Here is a 14533-nt window from a genome sequence, read left to right as displayed (position 1 = left end):
CTGCGCACTTTGGGGACCGCTGCGGATTCACGGGCGGACCGCTGCCCGCCAACGGTGCACGGCGGCCGACGGCGGCCGGCGGCAGCGGCCGGCGGCCGGCGGCTGCCACCGGCCGCCGGCTTCGATCCGGCGGTCAGCGGCCGACCCAGTCGGCCGGCACCGTCAGCACCATCCCCGGCCGCAGCGCCGCCGTGGACAGGCCGCTGGCCTCCATGATCGCCGCCACGCCCTCGCGGGGATCGCGACCCGGTCGGCCGAGCCGTTGCGCCACCTCCCACAGGGTGTCCCCGGGACGAACCACCACCTGCACGGCCCCGTCACCGTCCACGCGATCCACCGCCCCCAGGCCGCGAACCGGCGAGGCCGCGGCCTCGTCACCGCCTGCTGCGGCTCCCTCAGCCGCGATGCCGGCAGCCAGGTCCATCCGGGACGCGGGCCCCGCGTCTCGGGCGAGTCGGGCCGCCGCCATCGGCGTCGGCACCGGCGCCGTGCTGGACGGCTCGCTCTCCCGCCCCAGCGCCCCGAGCAGCAGGAGGATCAGCACCAGGCCGACCATCGCCGGGCGCCGCGTCGCCCGCCAGCGGTACCGACGCCGCCGTACCGCCGGCGCTTGCATGGCGCGCCGGCGAAGGCGGTCGACGCCTTCCCCGCCACCGCCGGGGCCGAAGGCCTCGACGGTGGCGGTCGGCGCCGCGTTCGTCCGCATCCCCCGGCCCTCCGAACGGACCGACCCCCGGGTCACCGGGTCCGCCCACCGCACCTGCGCCCGACCCACCAGCATGCCGTCCCCTCCCTCGACCGAACACCCGTTTTGCCGATGCCCCCATGATAGGGAACGTGTGTTCCCTCGTCAAGCCTCCTCTCGCCACGCCCTGGAGGGGAGGCCGCCGGCCGGCGGGTAGGCAGCGCGGACCATGGCGGCTGGGCGACGCGACGGGCGCAGGGTGCAGCAACGCGACGGGCGCAGCAGGAATCGAGCCGGGCGTAGGAGGAATCGGGTCGGCGGCCACGAATACCCGGATGGAACGCCTGTTTGCAGAACCTATATTCGGCCCGCTGGTCGGCCCGCAAGCGGCCCCCGACGTCCCCCGACGGGCCGGCCCGGCTCCGGGGGACCAGCCGTGCGGGGCGGTCGGGGGCACCGAGGAGGCGGCCCGGCCCTGGCGAGGACCCATGGGGCCCGTGGCGAGGGCCCTCGCTGGGATCCGGCTCCCGGCCGACGCGACGGATGGCCATGGCAGGAGGTGCCGGCGTTGGAGGAACTCACCCGCCGTCAGCGGGAGATCCTGGAGTTCATCAAGGCGTCCGTGCGCGAGCGCGGATACCCGCCGTCGGTGCGCGAGATCGGCGAGGCGGTCGGCTTGAAGAGCACCTCGACGGTCCACACCTATCTCGCCCAACTGGAGCGCAAGGGCTACATCCGACGAGATCCCACGAAGCCGCGGGCCATCGAGGTGCGCGGCGAGGCCGGCGTGCGCACGCGCACCGTGGCGGTGCCCCTGGTCGGTCAGGTGACGGCGGGTCGGCCGATCCTCGCGGTGGAGAACATCGAGGACGTCCTCCCCCTCCCCTCCGACCTCCTGCCGGAAGGCGAGGTCTTCGCCCTTCGCATCCGCGGCGACAGCATGATCGGTGCCGGCATCCTGGACGGGGACTACGTGATCGTGCGCCGCCAGGACACCGCCGAGAACGGCGACATCGTCGTCGCGTTGCTGGACGACGAGGCGACGGTCAAGCGCTTCTACCGCGAACGCGACGGCATCCGGCTGCAGCCGGAGAATCCGGCGATGGAGCCCATCCGGGTCCGCGACGTCCGCGTCCTGGGAAAGGTGGTGGCGCTGCTCCGCCGGATGGCATGAGCCGAGCCCGTGGAGCCCCTGCTCGGCCGACGGGTGCGGTCGGGGACGGGTCCCGGCTGGGACAGGGCGCGGTCGGGGACCGGGCTCGGGCGCTGCGGGGGTGGGCTTGGCGCAAGCGGCGTCTTGACTTGCCCCCTTGCCGGCCTGACTTGCCACCTTGCCGGCCAACGGCGCCCTTCTCGGCCTATGGCGCCCGCCGCTCCGCCGCGGTGCGTACGGTTTCCGGCACGCCCTTCAGAATCCGAACGCGCGTCCACCTTCAGAACACGCGCGTCCAGAAGTAGATCGCCATCGCCAGCCCGATGCCCAGCTCCAGCAGCAAGCCCACCAGCAGGCCCACCACCGTGGTCCAGCCCGCGGCCAGCGCCTGCTGCCACGTACGGCCGCTCAGCAGCTCCCCCAGGACCGCCCCGGCCAGCGGGCCGAGGACGATGCCCCAGGGCGGGAAGGTGACGCCCCCGACGAGGCCCCCCAGAATGGCGGCCCAGAAGGCGGCTCGGCTGGCACCCCGCCGCCGGGCGGCGGCGGGGCCGAGGCCGTACTCCAGGGCCATCCCCGCCACGGTGGCGACGAGCATGACGCCCAAAGCCGTCGCGGAGATGACGCGAAAGCCCGTCGCGACGGCGTAGCCGGCGATGGAGACGAACACCAGCGGCAGGCCGGGCAGCACGGGGACCAGCGTACCCAGCAGGCCCACCACGATGCCCAGCGAGGCCAGGGCGCCCAGCCACCAGGGCGCCCCGCCGGGATCCGCCCCGATCGCCGCCGCGAACCAGCCCGCTTCCCCCGGCCGCATGGACGTCGCTCCCACCGGGCCGCCTCCCTTCAGCCGTGCGCCCGTGGCGCCCGTCGCGTTCGGGCCGGCGCCGCCGGGCGTCCATCGGGCCGACGCAGCCGGATGTCCCCCGCGGTGCGCTCGCCCGGCGGCCCCGACGCCCGCGTCACGAGGAGGCCTCCGCCCCGGCCGCGGCGCCGGCGGCGGTGCCGGCGGCGGTTACGAGGCGGCAGCCGGACCGCTCCAGCCGACCCACCTCCGCCTCCGGGAGGAGCGCCGTCACCGCCCACCCGTCGGGGCCGGGTTCCTCCGCCAGGACGGAGCCGGCGGCGTGGATGCGCGCCCTCAGATCCGGGCGACGGTAGGGCACCCACACCGTCACGCGCCGCCGTCCCCGCTCGAGGAGGGCGGCCACCGCCGCGGCCAGGGCCTCCAGCCCCTCGCCGGTGCGCGCGGACAGGCGCACCGCACCGGCATCCCGGCCGGCCCCCGGCGCCCCCCGGCCGTCGCCACCCACGGGACCGTCGGCGGGTGGCCGGTTCGCCTCGGGTCCCCAGCCCGGCACCCGGTCCATCTTGTTCATCACCAGGAGCCGGGGTTGCCGCGCGCCGAGGTCGTCGAGGATGGCCTCCACCGTCTCCACGTCCACCGGCCAGCGGGGCTGGGAGGCGTCGACCACGTGGAGCAGGAGGTCGGCGTCCAGCACCTCTTCCAGCGTGGCGCGGAAGGCGGCGATCAGCTGCGGCGGCAGGTCGTGGATGAACCCGACGGTGTCCGCCACCAGGACGGGACCCACGCCGGGCCAGACGACCCGCCGCACCGTGGGATCCAGGGTGTCGAACAGGCGATCCCGGCCCGCCGTCACGGGGCCGGCGGCCTCTCCGAAGCGCCGCACCAGGGCGGCGTGCAGCGTGGTCTTGCCGGCGTTGGTGTAGCCGACCAGGGCCACCACCGGGATCCCCGCCCGCCGGCGCCCCCGGCGTTGCACGGCGCGGTGGCGACGCACCTCGGACAGCATGCGCCGCAGCTCGGCGATGCGCCGGCGGATGCGCCGCCGGTCCACCTCGAGGCGGGTCTCGCCGGGACCGCGGGTCCCGATGCCGCCGCCCAGCCGGGACAGCGCCTCGCCCATGCCCACCAGGCGCGGCAGCAGGTACTGGAGCTGAGCCAGCTCGACCTGCAGCTGCCCCTCGCGGGTGCGGGCGCGGGCGGCGAAGATGTCCAGGATCAACTGGGTCCGGTCGATCACCTTGCCGCCGATGGCCCGCTCCAGGTTGCGCTGCTGCGCCGGGGTCAGGTTGCGGTCGAAGATGATCACGTCGGCCTCCAGCCGGCGTCGCGCCTCGGCCACCTCCTGGACCTTGCCGGGGCCGATCAGGGTGGCGGGGTCCGGTCGACCGCGGCGCTGTCGGATCTCCCCCACCACCTCCGCGCCGGCCGACCGGGCCAGCTCGCGCAGTTCCTCCATCCGCTCGTCGAAGGACAGCCGTCCCCCTCGCCCCCAGGCGACGCCGACCAGCAAGGCGCGCTCGGGGCCGCGGCGCTCCTGGGCCGTTCGGGGGTCCTGGGGCCCGGCCGCCGCCGCGGCCGACGCCGCAGGAACGGCCGACGTCGCAGGCGCGCCCGGCGCCATGGGCTCTCTGGCCTCCTCACCGGCGGATTCCATCGGCTCGCGTCCTCGTCCCATGGGCCACCTCCCGGCGGCGGGCATGCGGGACCGCCCAGGGCGCGGCCGCGTTCGTCCCGCTGGCGGGCTGGCGGCGCCTCGCGGCCCTCGCCGGGCCGCATCGCCTCCCGGCGCCCGGCGCCGGCACCTCGGCGTGCCGCCGCCCGGCCCCGTGCCGCGGACCGCGGGCCGCGTCCCATCGCCATTCTACCACCGCCCCCGCGGACCCTCCCGCGGCGGCCCGTCGCCCGCCGCGCCCCCGGCGCCGTCCCGCACCGGTGGGCCTGCCGGGGAATAGACTGGAACGATGCCGGCCGGAGGTGGTTCCATGGAACGCGTCGTGCTCCCCCACCCCTCCCGGGACGGACGGATGCCACCGCGCCGGGACGGACAGCTGCCGCGGCGGCCGCCGCAACCGTCGTCGCCCGACGAGGTCCTGCGCTGGATCGAGGAGGGGCGCATCGCGCCGCCCCAGGCGGTGGACTACCTGCATCGGCTCGAGCGGGAACCGGCGCCGCCGGTCACCGAGGACGAACGGCAGCGCGAGCGGGAGATCGAGGCGGCCCTGGCCGACCTGGACGCCCTCATCGGCCTCCATCACGTCAAGCGGGTGATCCGGGAGATCCGCGCCTACGTCACGGTGCGCGAGCGCCGCTCCCGGGTCGGCCTGATCAACGAACCCCTGACGCTGCATATGGTCTTTACCGGCAACCCCGGCACCGGCAAGACCACCGTGGCCCGGATCCTGGCCCGACTGCTCCGGGCCCTGGGCGTCCTGGAGAGGGGCCACCTGGTGGAGGTGGAACGGGCGGATCTGGTGGGCGAGTACATCGGCCACACGGCGCAGAAGACCCGCCACGTCATCCACCAGGCCCTGGGCGGGGTGCTGTTCATCGACGAGGCCTACTCCCTGGCCCGGGGCGGCGAGAAGGACTTCGGCAAGGAGGCCATCGACACCCTGGTCAAGCAGATGGAGGATCACCGGCAGCGCCTGGTGGTGATCCTGGCGGGGTACCGGCAGGAGATGGCCTGGTTCCTCCAGACCAACCCGGGCCTCCGCTCCCGATTCCCCATCCACCTGACCTTCCCGGACTACACGGTGGAGGAGCTGGTGGCCATCGCCCACCAGATGGCGGGGCAGCGCCAGTACGTGCTGGATGCCGGCGCGGAGCAGCGCCTGCGGGAGATCCTGCTCGCCCTGCCGCCCGGCTTCGGCGAGCGCTCGGGCAACGCCCGCACCGTGCGCAACCTGATCGAACGGGCCATCCGGCGGCAGGCGGTGCGGCTGCTGGAGCGCCCCGGCGCCGGGCGGGAAGAGCTCATGCGCCTGACCGCGGCGGACTTCGACCCGGCCCCCGGCCGCGGGGAGGGGTGGCCGTGAGGACGGCCCTGATCATCGGTCAGGCCAACGCCGGCAAGACCCTCTTCCTGCTGAACTTCGCGCGCTATCTCGGGGTCGAGCGGGCGGAGATGACGGTGCAGGCGGCGGAAGGCGGGACTTTCACCCGGCCCTGCCACGTGGAGCGCGACCGGCCGCTGCTGGTGGGGGACGAGCCCCACACCACCCGCGGCCTGCAGTCGCTGGCGGTGTCGCTGCCCGCCCGCAAGCGGGCCCGGGTCGTCGTGCTGACGGACTCCACAGGGCTGGTGGACGGCATCGACGAGGACCGGCACGTGCGCCTCGCGGTGGCGCAGACCCTCCGGGCGCTGCGCCTGGCGGACGCGGTCCTGCACGTGGTCGACGCCGACCGCGTCGGACGCCAGGGGCGGGCGGCCATCGCCCAGGTGGAGGTCCAGATCGCCCGCTACCTGCCCCTGCGGGCGCCCTACGCCGTCCTGGCCAACAAGATGGACCTGCCCGCGGCCGCGGCGGGCCTCGTCACCATCCGCCGGGTCTTCCACGGGCGGCCCGTGTTCCCCATCTCGGCGCTGAAGCGGACGGGGTTCCGCGAGGTGCGGCGGTTCGTGGCCCGGTACGTGTGAGGACGCGGCCCGCACCCCGGGCCGCCTTCGGGCGCCGCCGGCCGGGAGGGCTGCGGCCGGCCCCGGCCGGGAGGGCTGCGGGGGAGTCGGGCGGCGCGAGGCGGCGACGGTCCGGGGCGCCCCCGCCCGGCACCCGGTGACTGCCGCCCGGCCCCGGTCACCGGGCACGGGCGCGGGACGGCGGTCGCGGCGGGTTGCGGAGGGCGGCGGGGCGCCCCGTCCCTCCGCAGGAGGGTCGGGGCGCGGGGAGGGTGGGGGCATGGCGGGGGTGGGGACATGACGGCCGAGCTCGGGCGGTGGCTCGCATCGGGGTGGTTGCCGCCGGGGGCGCCTCCCGTGGCCGCCCGGGTGCTGGCCGTCGTCGCCACGGGGATCGCGGTCAAGCTGATGGACGACGTCCTCGACCAGCAGGAGGACGCCGTGACGGGGCAGCCGAACGTCGCGGTCCCCCTCGGCGGCTCCGCGGTCGCGTACGCCCTCGCCGCCTTCGCCCTGGCCGCCGCCCTCTCGCCGCGGGACGCCCTGTCGCTGTTCTGGGCCAGCTACGCCTGGGGCATGGCCCACGGGGCCGGCCAGCGGCTCCCCCTCGGCCTGCGGGCGTGGCAGGAGACGGCCCTGGCGGTGGCGCTGGCGGTCCTGACGGCAGGTGTGCCTGACGCCCTGGCCGCTCTGGCCCTGATCGGCGCGGTGCAGCTGCTGGACGACTGGGTCGACCTGCGCCGCGAGGGGGCCGGATCGCCGGGCGCCCTGGGCGCGGCGGCGGGCGGGGGGCCGGGACGGCGGGCCGCGGCGGTCCGGCCCGGGTTGCCCGGCTCGCCCGGGGTCGGGGCCGCGGCGGGGCCGCGGCGCAACTGGGCCGTCCGCCTGGGCCCCGGCGAAGCCCTCTTGACCGCCCTCGCCCTGGGGTGGCTGGCCGCGACCTGGGATCCCGTGCGGGCCGCCGCCACGGGCGCCGTGGCCCTGGCCGCCGGCCTGCTGGGGCGGCGGGGCGGCCCCGGGCGGGCCGGGCCGGACGCCCCGGGAGCTGCCCCGCGCGGGGTCGCGGAGCCTGAGCCCGCACCCCAGGGCGCCGCCGCACCCGTCGCCGACCCCGGCGCACCGGGCCATCGTCCGGAGGGGTGAGACCATGGCCGGATGGGTCGCCGCGGGCATGGCCGCCGCCCCGCGGCCGGCGGGCCCGGAGGGGCCCACGGCATGGGCGGCGGCCGTCGGCGCCCTGCTCTTCGCCGTGGCCCTCGGCTACGCCGTCGGCCGGCGGCGGGGCCGTCGGGAAGGATACCGCCTGGGACGGGCGGAGGCCCCCCTCCTCCTGCGCGCCGAGGCCCTGGTCCGCGGCGCCTGCCCCGTCTGCGACGGCGACCCCGCGGCCGCGGCGGCCGGCGGTGACGGGCGCCCACGGGGGGACAAGGTCGCCCCGCAGCGCGGAGCTCCGGGGCCGCGGGCGCCGGCGCGGCGTGCGGGCGGCCGGGCGGCGCCGGATCCCGCGGATCCCGAGCCCGATGGGCCCGGCGGCCCGGTTCGCCCATGACGTCGGGGTCGCGCCGGGCCCCCGCCCGACCCGCCCACCCCCGGTCGGCGCCACCCTCGGGCCTCGGCGCCGGCCACCGCGGACGCCAGGCCGCCTCGAGGCCGCGGGCCGCTGCGCCCTCGCCACGCTCGGGCACGGGAACGCCGAGCCGCTGTACGCCCGGCCGGTTCGGGACCGCAGACCGCCCCGCCCTCGCCAGGCTGGAGCACGGCCAAGGCGCTGGACGCCCGGCCCCATCGAGACCACGGACCACTTGGCGGCCGGCGTCGCCCGCGGCCCCCGGCCCCCAGCCGCGGGCGCGCCGCCGGGGCGGCGCGCCGCCGTCACCCTCCCCTCGCACCACGGAAGGGACCGACTACCGGGTGCGGACGGTGGGCTCCACCGTCACCCTCCCCCCCGCTCCCCCCGCACCTCCTCGGCGATGGCCCGCGCGATGGCGGGCAGCGACCACTGGGAGCGGTGGAACCAGCGCACGCCCGGCAGCTGGTGGCGAAACCAGGTCCACTGGCGCTTGGCGTAGCGACGGGTGTTGCGGATCAGCCGCCGGCGCGCCTCGGCGAGGTCGTACTCGCCCCGGAGGTACCCGACGATCTCCTTGTAGCCCAGCGCCTGCATGGCCGGCAGCTCGGGCCCGTAGCCCGCCGCCAGCAGCCGCCGGACCTCGTCCACGAGCCCCCGGGCCAGCTGCCGGTCGACCCGGGCGGCGATGGCGCGGTACACCCGCTGCCGGTGGTCGGTCAGGCCGTACAGCCGGGCGTCGAAGGCCGGCGACGCGCGCCGGGACGGGACGAAACGGCTCGGCGGCTGGCCCGTCTGATGCCAGATCTCCAGCGCCCGCACCAGGCGCTTGCGGTCATGGGGGTGGATCGCCGCCGCCCGCTGGGGGTCGACGGCCGCCAGCTGCCGGTGCAGGGCCTCGGGCCCCAGCCGCTCGTAGGCCTCCTCCAGCCGCCGGCGCAGCGCCGGATCGGGACGAACCGGCTGGAACTCGTACCCCAAGAGCAGGGCGGTCACGTAGTACCCCGTGCCGCCCACCAGCACGGGGAAGCGCCCCCGGCTGCGGATGTCCGCGATGGCGGCCGCGGCGTCCCGCCGGAAGTCGGCCACGCTGTAGGGTTCGTCCGGGTCGCGGATGTCGATCAGGTGGTGGGGGATCCGGCGCCGCACCGCCGGGTCCACCTTGTCGGTGCCGATGTCGAGACCGCGATACACCTGGGCGGAGTCGGCCGACACCACCTCCACCGGCAGCAGCTCAGCCAGCAGCAGCGAGAGCTCCGTCTTCCCGACGGCCGTCGGCCCGACGATGACGATCAGGGGCGGTGCCGGCGAGGGGTCCACGCCGGATCACCCTCCGCCGCGGCGGCCGAAGCGGCGCTCCAGCTCCTCGACGCCGAGGCGGATCACCGTCGGCCGCCCGTGGGGGCACGCATATGGTTGCCGGCAGGCGGCCAGGTCGGCCAGCAGCTGGGCCATCTCCCGGGGATGGAGCCGGTCCCCCGCCTTGATGGCCGCCTTGCACGCGGCCAGGATGCGGGCGGCGCGCTCGGTGTCGAGGGCCGTCAGGGAGGCGGGGGTGCCCGCCGACCCGGGCGTCGCCCCCGCGCCGTCCCCCGCGCCGTCCGTCGACGACGCCCGCACCCGCCCCCGGGCTGCCCCCGCCCCCGGATCCGGCGGCGGCCCATGATCCCGACCCGCGACGGCGCCGTCCCCCTCGCCCAGCACCGCCTCGGTCAAGAGGCGGGAGAGGAGATCGCTCAGCAGGGCCGCCGTCGGCCGGTCGGCCAGCGCCGCCGGCACGGCGCGGACCGCGACGGCGTGCGGGCCGAAGGGCTCGACGCGGAACCCCAGCCTCGCCACGGCGGCGGCGTGCTCCACCAGCAGGGCGGCCTCCGACGGCGGCAGGTCGACCACCACGGGCACCGCCAGCACCTGCGCCGGCACGCCGCCCGGCGCGTCGCCCTCCCGGAGGAAGCGCTCGAAGTAGATGCGCTCGTGGGCCGCGTGCTGGTCCACCAGGTAGAGGCCGTCGGGACCCGCGCAGGCCAGGTAGGTGCCCACCACCTGCCCCAGGGGCTGGAGGTGCCGCAGGAGGTCGCGGCCGTCGGCGACCGCCCGTCCGGCGGGCCACGGCCCCGTGGCCGCCGGCGCCGTCGCCTCGCCGGGTGGGGCGGGGCCGCCGGCACCGGGGGCCCCGTGGCGGCCAAAGACCTCGACCCATGCCGCCACCGGAGCCGGCGTCCCGTAGGGGCCGGGCCCCTCGGCGGCCGCGGCCGCCGACTGCCACGGCGGGTCGGCGCCCCGCCCGGGAGCGCGCCCGGCCTGCGGCCCCGCGGGGCCGCAGGCCGGGAGGGCCTGGCCGTCCCCCGCCCCGCCGCCCGCCTCCCCGCCCGCGGCGGCCGCCCCGCTGGCCCCGGCCCAGGTGGCGCCGCGGACGAACCGCGGGGCGCCGGGCCGCCCGGCCCCGGCGCCGGGGCGGGGCGGCCCGGCCCGCTCGGCCTCCCGTCCCCATCCGGCGCCAGGTCGCAGCAGGTCGCGGTCCGCCAGCGCCTCGCGGACCGCCTCGTAGAGGAGGCCGGCCACCGCGCGCTCCCGGGCGAGGCGGACCTCCAGCTTGGCCGGGTGGACGTTGACGTCGACCTCCTCGCCGGGTACGGCGACCTCGATCACGGCCACGGGATGCCGGCGGGCCGGCAGCAGGTGCCGGTAGGCGTTCTCCAGGCTGAAGCGCAGGCTCGCCACCTGCACGGGCCGGCGGTTGACGCTGATGAACTGCCACGCCCGGCTGGCCCGCGCCACCCGCGGCGCCCCCACGTACCCCTCCACCCGGTACCCGTCGCGTCGGCCGGCCACGGGGATCAGGGCCGCCGCCACGTCGGGCCCGAAGCACTCCAGCACCGCGACGGCGCGGTCGCCGCTGCCGGAGGTCTGCAGCACCGGACGGCCGTCGTGCCAGAGTTCGAAGCGCACCTCCGGTCGGGCCAGGGCGTGGGCGGTGACCACGTCGGCGATGCGGCCGAACTCCGCCGCCAGCCCCTTGAGGTGCTTGCGGCGGGCCGGGGTGTTGAAGAAGAGGTCCCGCACCGTCACGCGGGTGCCCGGCGGGCTGGCCCAGGGGCCGACGCTGCGCCGCGTCCCCCCCTCCACCACCACGCGGCAGCCGGCGTCGGCGTCGGCGGCCCGGGTCAGCAGCTCGACGCGGGCGACGGAGGCGATGGCGGCCAGGGCCTCCCCGCGGAAGCCCAGGGTGCCGGCGTGTACCAGGTCGTCGAGGCGGGTGATCTTGCTGGTCGCGTGGCGCTCCAGGGCCAGGACCGCGTCCTCGGGATCCATGCCGCAGCCGTCGTCGGCCACCACGATGGACCGCAGTCCGCCCGCCTCGACGGCGACGCGGATCCTGCGGGCGCCGGCGTCCAGGCTGTTCTCCACCAGCTCCTTGACCACCGAGGCGGGCCGCTCGACCACCTCACCGGCCGCGATCTGGTCGATCACCTGCGGATCCAGCCGCCGTATCCTGCCCATGGGCTCCCTCCTGGCCGGCAGCGCTGCCGGCGTCCTCGGCGGACCGCGTCCACCGCTCGCGGCGGAGGCGCCGCTGCCACGCGTACAGCAGGTTCATGGCGTCGAGGGGCGTCATGCGGTTAAGGTCGAGGCTCGCCAACCGATGGAGCCAGGCCCGGGCCAGGGCCAGCTCGCCGGCCGCCTCCCAGCCCTCGCCGGCGCCGGCCGGCGCCGCCGCCGAGGGGCTCCCCGCCCTGCCGGCGGCCGCCATGCCGGCGGCGGCCGCCGATCCTGGCCCCTCCGCGGTGCGGCCGGCGGCCGCTGGTTCGTCTGACGCGGGTTCGACGGCGGCCGCGGCCTCGCCCCGCGGCGCGGCGCCCGCAGCCGCGGGGGTCCGCCCGGCGCCCTCCCCTTGGCCGCCCGCCTCCGCGGACCGGCCTCCCGCCTCCGCCAACCCGCCTCCCGTCTCCGCGGCGCGTAACGCCGCGCCCGCCACGGGGGAGGCCATCAGGTCCGCCAGCGACAGCTGGCGCGGCCCGGCGCGGCGGTCCAGCTCGGCCAGGATCGCCTTGGCCCGCTCGACGATCTCCACCGGCAGCCCCGCCAGGCGCGCCACGTTGATGCCGTAGCTGCGATCGGCCCCGCCCGGCACGATGCGCCACAGGAACCGCACCGAGTCCCCGTCCTCCACCACGCGGGCGTGGTAGTTGCGGATGCCCCGTCGGGTGGCCGCCAGGCCCGTCAGCTCGTGGTAGTGGGTCGAGACCAGGGTGCGGGCGCCGATGCGGTCGTGGATGTACTCGATCACCGCCCGGGCGATGGCGATGCCGTCGAAGGTGCTGGTGCCGCGGCCGATCTCGTCCAGCAGGATCAGGCTGCGCGGCGTGGCGTTGTGCACGGCCAGCGCCGTCTCCGCCACCTCGACCATGAAGGTCGACTGGCCCGACGCCAAATCGTCGCTGGCCCCGACGCGGCAGAAGATCCGGTCCACCAGGCCGATCTCCGCCTCCGCCGCGGGGACGAAGCTGCCCATCTGGGCCATGATCACGATCAGCGCCACCTGGCGCAGGTAGGTGCTCTTCCCCGCCATGTTGGGGCCGGTGATGAGCATGACCCGCTCCTCGCGGCCGTCCAGGTCGATGTCGTTGGGGACGAACCGGCCCTCCAGCACCCGGTCCAGCACGGGGTGGCGGCCCGCCTTGATGCGCAGCCGGCGGTCGGCGGCGATCTGCGGCCGCACGTAGTCGTAGCGGGCGGCCGCCTCGGCCAGGGAGGCCAGCACGTCCAGCTCCGCCAGGGCGTCGGCCACCGCCTGCAGCCGCGGGATGGCCGCGGCCACCGCCTGCCGCAGCTCCAGGAAGAGGCGGTGCTCCAGGGCGGCCAGGCGCTCCTCGGCGCCCAGGACCTTGCTCTCCATGGCCTTGAGCTCCGGGGTGACGAACCGCTCGGCGCCGGCCAGGGTCTGGCGCCGCTCGTAGTCCGGGGGCACCAGGTGGCGGTTGGCCCGGGTGACCTCGATGTAGTACCCGAAGACCTTGTTGAACCCGACCTTGAGGGACTTGATGCCCGTCCGCTCCCGCTCCCGCGCCTCCAGGGCGGCGATCCAGTCGCGCCCCTCCCGCATGGCCCGGCGCAGCTCGTCGACCTCGGGGTGGAAGCCGTCGCGGATCAGGCCGCCCTCGGTCACGGTCGTCGGCGGATCGTCCACCAGGGCCGCCCGCAGCCGCCGGGCCAGCGCCGCCAGGTCGGGATCGAGGCCCGCCCTGACCGCCTCGAGACGGCCGGCCCGCCGTCCCCGCAGCGCCCCATCGAGCCGCCCGGCCAGCTCCGGCAGCCGCTCCAGGGAGCGGGCGATGCCCAACAGGTCCCGCGCGTTGGCCTGCTGATAGCCGACGCGGCCCAGCAGCCGCGGCAGGTCCTGCACCCCGGCCAACAGGCGCCGGACGTCGCTGCGCAGGAACGGGTCGGCCACCAACGCCTCCACGGCATCGAGCCGTGCCTCGATGGCCTGGCGGTCGACCAGCGGCCGCTCGACCCACTGCTTGAGCAGGCGGCGGCCCATGGCGGTCTCCGTCAGGTCGAGCACGTCGAGCAGCGTGCCCTGCCGCGATCCGTCCCGCAGCCGCCGGACCAGCTCCAGGTTGCGACGGCTGTTGGCGTCGATGGCCAGCCACTGGTCGAGGGGGTCGGTGCGCAGACGCCGGAGGTGCTCCAGGTCGACCTTCTGGGTCTCGCGGAGATAGGCGAGCAGCCCGCCGCCCGCCGCCACCGCCGCCGGGCCCGTGGCGGCGCGGGCCTGGTCGACCGCCGCCCGGCCGAAGCGGTCCGCCAGCACCGCCTCGGCGTCCCGCACCCGCCAGGGGCCGGCGGGCAAGCGGCTCAAGGCGCAGCCCCGCTCCCGCAGCGCCCGCTCGAGACGGGCCGCGCCGGGACCCTCGAAGCCGGGACCCAGCAGGCACTCCGCCGCCTGCAGCCGCGCCAGCTCGTCCAGGGCGAGGCGGACCGCCTGGGGACCCTCCAACTGGGCGATGACGAACTCGCCGGTGGACACGTCGGCATAGGCCAGCCCCAGCACCGGTGGGCCGTCGGGCCCGTCGCCGGCCGCCGCCGGGGTCGCGGGGACGCCGGCGGCGGGCGCCGGCGTGGTGGTCCACCGCGAGTCGGCACCGGGATCCTGCGGCCGGCCGGGGGAGGAGCCGCGGTGCGGCGCCGCCGTGCCGGGCTCCCCGCCCTCCCCCCCACCGCCTGGCCACCGGCTGCGCCCGCTGCCGCGGCCGCCCTCGGGCACCGCCAGGGCCGCCACGTAGCGCCCCTCCTCCGGGCCGCTGGCGGTCCAGAGGGTGCCCGGGGTGACCACCCGGACCACTTCCCGGCGCACCAGCCCCCGGGCCAGGCGCGGGTCCTCCACCTGTTCGCAGATGGCCACGCGGTAGCCGGCCTCCACCAGCCGGGCCAGGTACTGGTCGGCGGCGTGGCAGGGCACCCCACACATCGGCACCCGCTCGCCCTTGGCCGTCTCCCGCGAGGTCAGGGTGATGTCCAGGATCCGGGCCGCCAGCCGGGCGTCGTCGCCGAACATCTCGTAGAAGTCGCCCAGCCGGAAGAAGAGGATGCAGTCCGGGTAGCGCTCCTTCCACTGCCGGTATTGCCGCATCATCGGCGTCTCGCGGCCCGGCTTGTCCCGCTGCGTCGCATCCCCTTGCGCCATCGGCGTCAGCCTGCCA

General features: G+C 77.1%; 11 protein-coding genes. 5 read left to right on the top strand and 6 right to left on the bottom strand.

Annotated elements, in window-relative coordinates:
• Positions 1 to 133: 133 nt before the first annotated feature.
• Positions 134 to 781, bottom strand: a complete 648-nt coding sequence (locus Q5761_RS05325) for a LysM peptidoglycan-binding domain-containing protein (RefSeq protein WP_318751465.1) — start codon at positions 779 to 781, stop codon at positions 134 to 136.
• A gap of 463 nt (positions 782 to 1244) precedes the next feature.
• Between Q5761_RS05325 and lexA the strand changes: the two genes are divergently transcribed.
• Positions 1245 to 1859: a transcriptional repressor LexA gene (gene lexA / locus Q5761_RS05320; protein WP_413084582.1), complete on the top strand. Its 615-nt coding sequence runs from the start codon at positions 1245 to 1247 to the stop codon at positions 1857 to 1859.
• A 259-nt stretch (positions 1860 to 2118) separates the two neighbouring features.
• Here lexA and Q5761_RS05315 read toward each other — a convergent pair whose 3' ends face one another.
• Entirely contained in the window at positions 2119 to 2670 is a 552-nt protein-coding gene (locus tag Q5761_RS05315) for a DUF456 domain-containing protein (protein WP_243123288.1), read from the bottom strand.
• A 130-nt stretch (positions 2671 to 2800) separates the two neighbouring features.
• Positions 2801 to 4267 carry a GTPase HflX gene (gene hflX / locus Q5761_RS05310; protein ID WP_318751463.1) on the bottom strand — a complete coding sequence of 489 codons (1467 nt, stop codon included), beginning with the start codon at positions 4265 to 4267 and terminating at the stop codon, positions 2801 to 2803.
• Between the two features lie 361 nt (positions 4268 to 4628).
• Here hflX and Q5761_RS05305 point away from each other — a divergent pair, with 361 nt between their 5' ends.
• From Q5761_RS05305 to Q5761_RS05290, 4 genes are all read left to right on the top strand, one after another.
• Positions 4629 to 5681: an AAA family ATPase gene (locus Q5761_RS05305; protein WP_318751462.1), complete on the top strand. Its 1053-nt coding sequence runs from the start codon at positions 4629 to 4631 to the stop codon at positions 5679 to 5681.
• Entirely contained in the window at positions 5678 to 6283 is a 606-nt protein-coding gene (locus tag Q5761_RS05300) for a GTPase domain-containing protein (protein WP_318751461.1), read from the top strand. Before Q5761_RS05305 ends, Q5761_RS05300 begins: the two co-directional genes overlap by 4 nt.
• A 276-nt stretch (positions 6284 to 6559) precedes the next feature.
• Positions 6560 to 7405 carry a hypothetical protein gene (locus Q5761_RS05295; protein WP_318751460.1) on the top strand — a complete coding sequence of 282 codons (846 nt, stop codon included), beginning with the start codon at positions 6560 to 6562 and terminating at the stop codon, positions 7403 to 7405.
• A 4-nt stretch (positions 7406 to 7409) separates the two neighbouring features.
• On the top strand, positions 7410 to 7811 hold the full coding sequence (locus tag Q5761_RS05290; RefSeq protein WP_318751459.1) for a hypothetical protein: 402 nt from the start codon (positions 7410 to 7412) through the stop codon (positions 7809 to 7811).
• A 384-nt stretch (positions 7812 to 8195) separates the two neighbouring features.
• Here the strand turns inward: Q5761_RS05290 and miaA are convergent, their stop codons facing one another.
• Genes miaA through mutS form a run of 3 tightly spaced genes read right to left on the bottom strand, consistent with a single transcriptional unit; the run spans position 8196 to position 14517 of the window.
• Positions 8196 to 9149, bottom strand: coding sequence for a tRNA (adenosine(37)-N6)-dimethylallyltransferase MiaA (miaA, locus tag Q5761_RS05285; RefSeq protein ID WP_318751458.1), 954 nt, complete (start codon positions 9147 to 9149; stop codon positions 8196 to 8198).
• Positions 9150 to 9155: 6 nt separating this feature from the next.
• Entirely contained in the window at positions 9156 to 11330 is a 2175-nt protein-coding gene (gene mutL / locus Q5761_RS05280; protein ID WP_318751457.1) for a DNA mismatch repair endonuclease MutL, read from the bottom strand.
• A complete protein-coding gene (mutS, locus tag Q5761_RS05275) occupies positions 11275 to 14517 on the bottom strand; it encodes a DNA mismatch repair protein MutS (protein ID WP_413084579.1) in 3243 nt (1080 codons plus the stop codon). Before mutS ends, mutL begins: the two co-directional genes overlap by 56 nt.
• Positions 14518 to 14533: the final 16 nt, after the last annotated feature.

The organism is Thermaerobacter composti, from assembly GCF_033582035.1.
Lineage (GTDB): Bacteria > Bacillota > Sulfobacillia > Thermaerobacterales > Thermaerobacteraceae > Thermaerobacter > Thermaerobacter composti.
This window is presented reverse-complemented; position numbering and strand designations above follow the sequence as displayed.

What these genes read in the sequence shown, in the direction of transcription:
- mutS (WP_413084579.1), bottom strand. Translation starts at nt 14,517, where the DNA reads ATGGCGCAAGGGGATGCGACGCAGCGGGACAAGCCGGGCCGCGAGACG.
- Q5761_RS05325 (WP_318751465.1), bottom strand. Translation starts at nt 781, where the DNA reads ATGCTGGTGGGTCGGGCGCAGGTGCGGTGGGCGGACCCGGTGACCCGG.
- mutL (WP_318751457.1), bottom strand. Translation starts at nt 11,330, where the DNA reads ATGGGCAGGATACGGCGGCTGGATCCGCAGGTGATCGACCAGATCGCG.
- Q5761_RS05295 (WP_318751460.1), top strand. Translation starts at nt 6,560, where the DNA reads ATGACGGCCGAGCTCGGGCGGTGGCTCGCATCGGGGTGGTTGCCGCCG.
- Q5761_RS05305 (WP_318751462.1), top strand. Translation starts at nt 4,629, where the DNA reads ATGGAACGCGTCGTGCTCCCCCACCCCTCCCGGGACGGACGGATGCCA.
- hflX (WP_318751463.1), bottom strand. Translation starts at nt 4,267, where the DNA reads ATGGCGCCGGGCGCGCCTGCGACGTCGGCCGTTCCTGCGGCGTCGGCC.
- Q5761_RS05290 (WP_318751459.1), top strand. Translation starts at nt 7,410, where the DNA reads ATGGCCGGATGGGTCGCCGCGGGCATGGCCGCCGCCCCGCGGCCGGCG.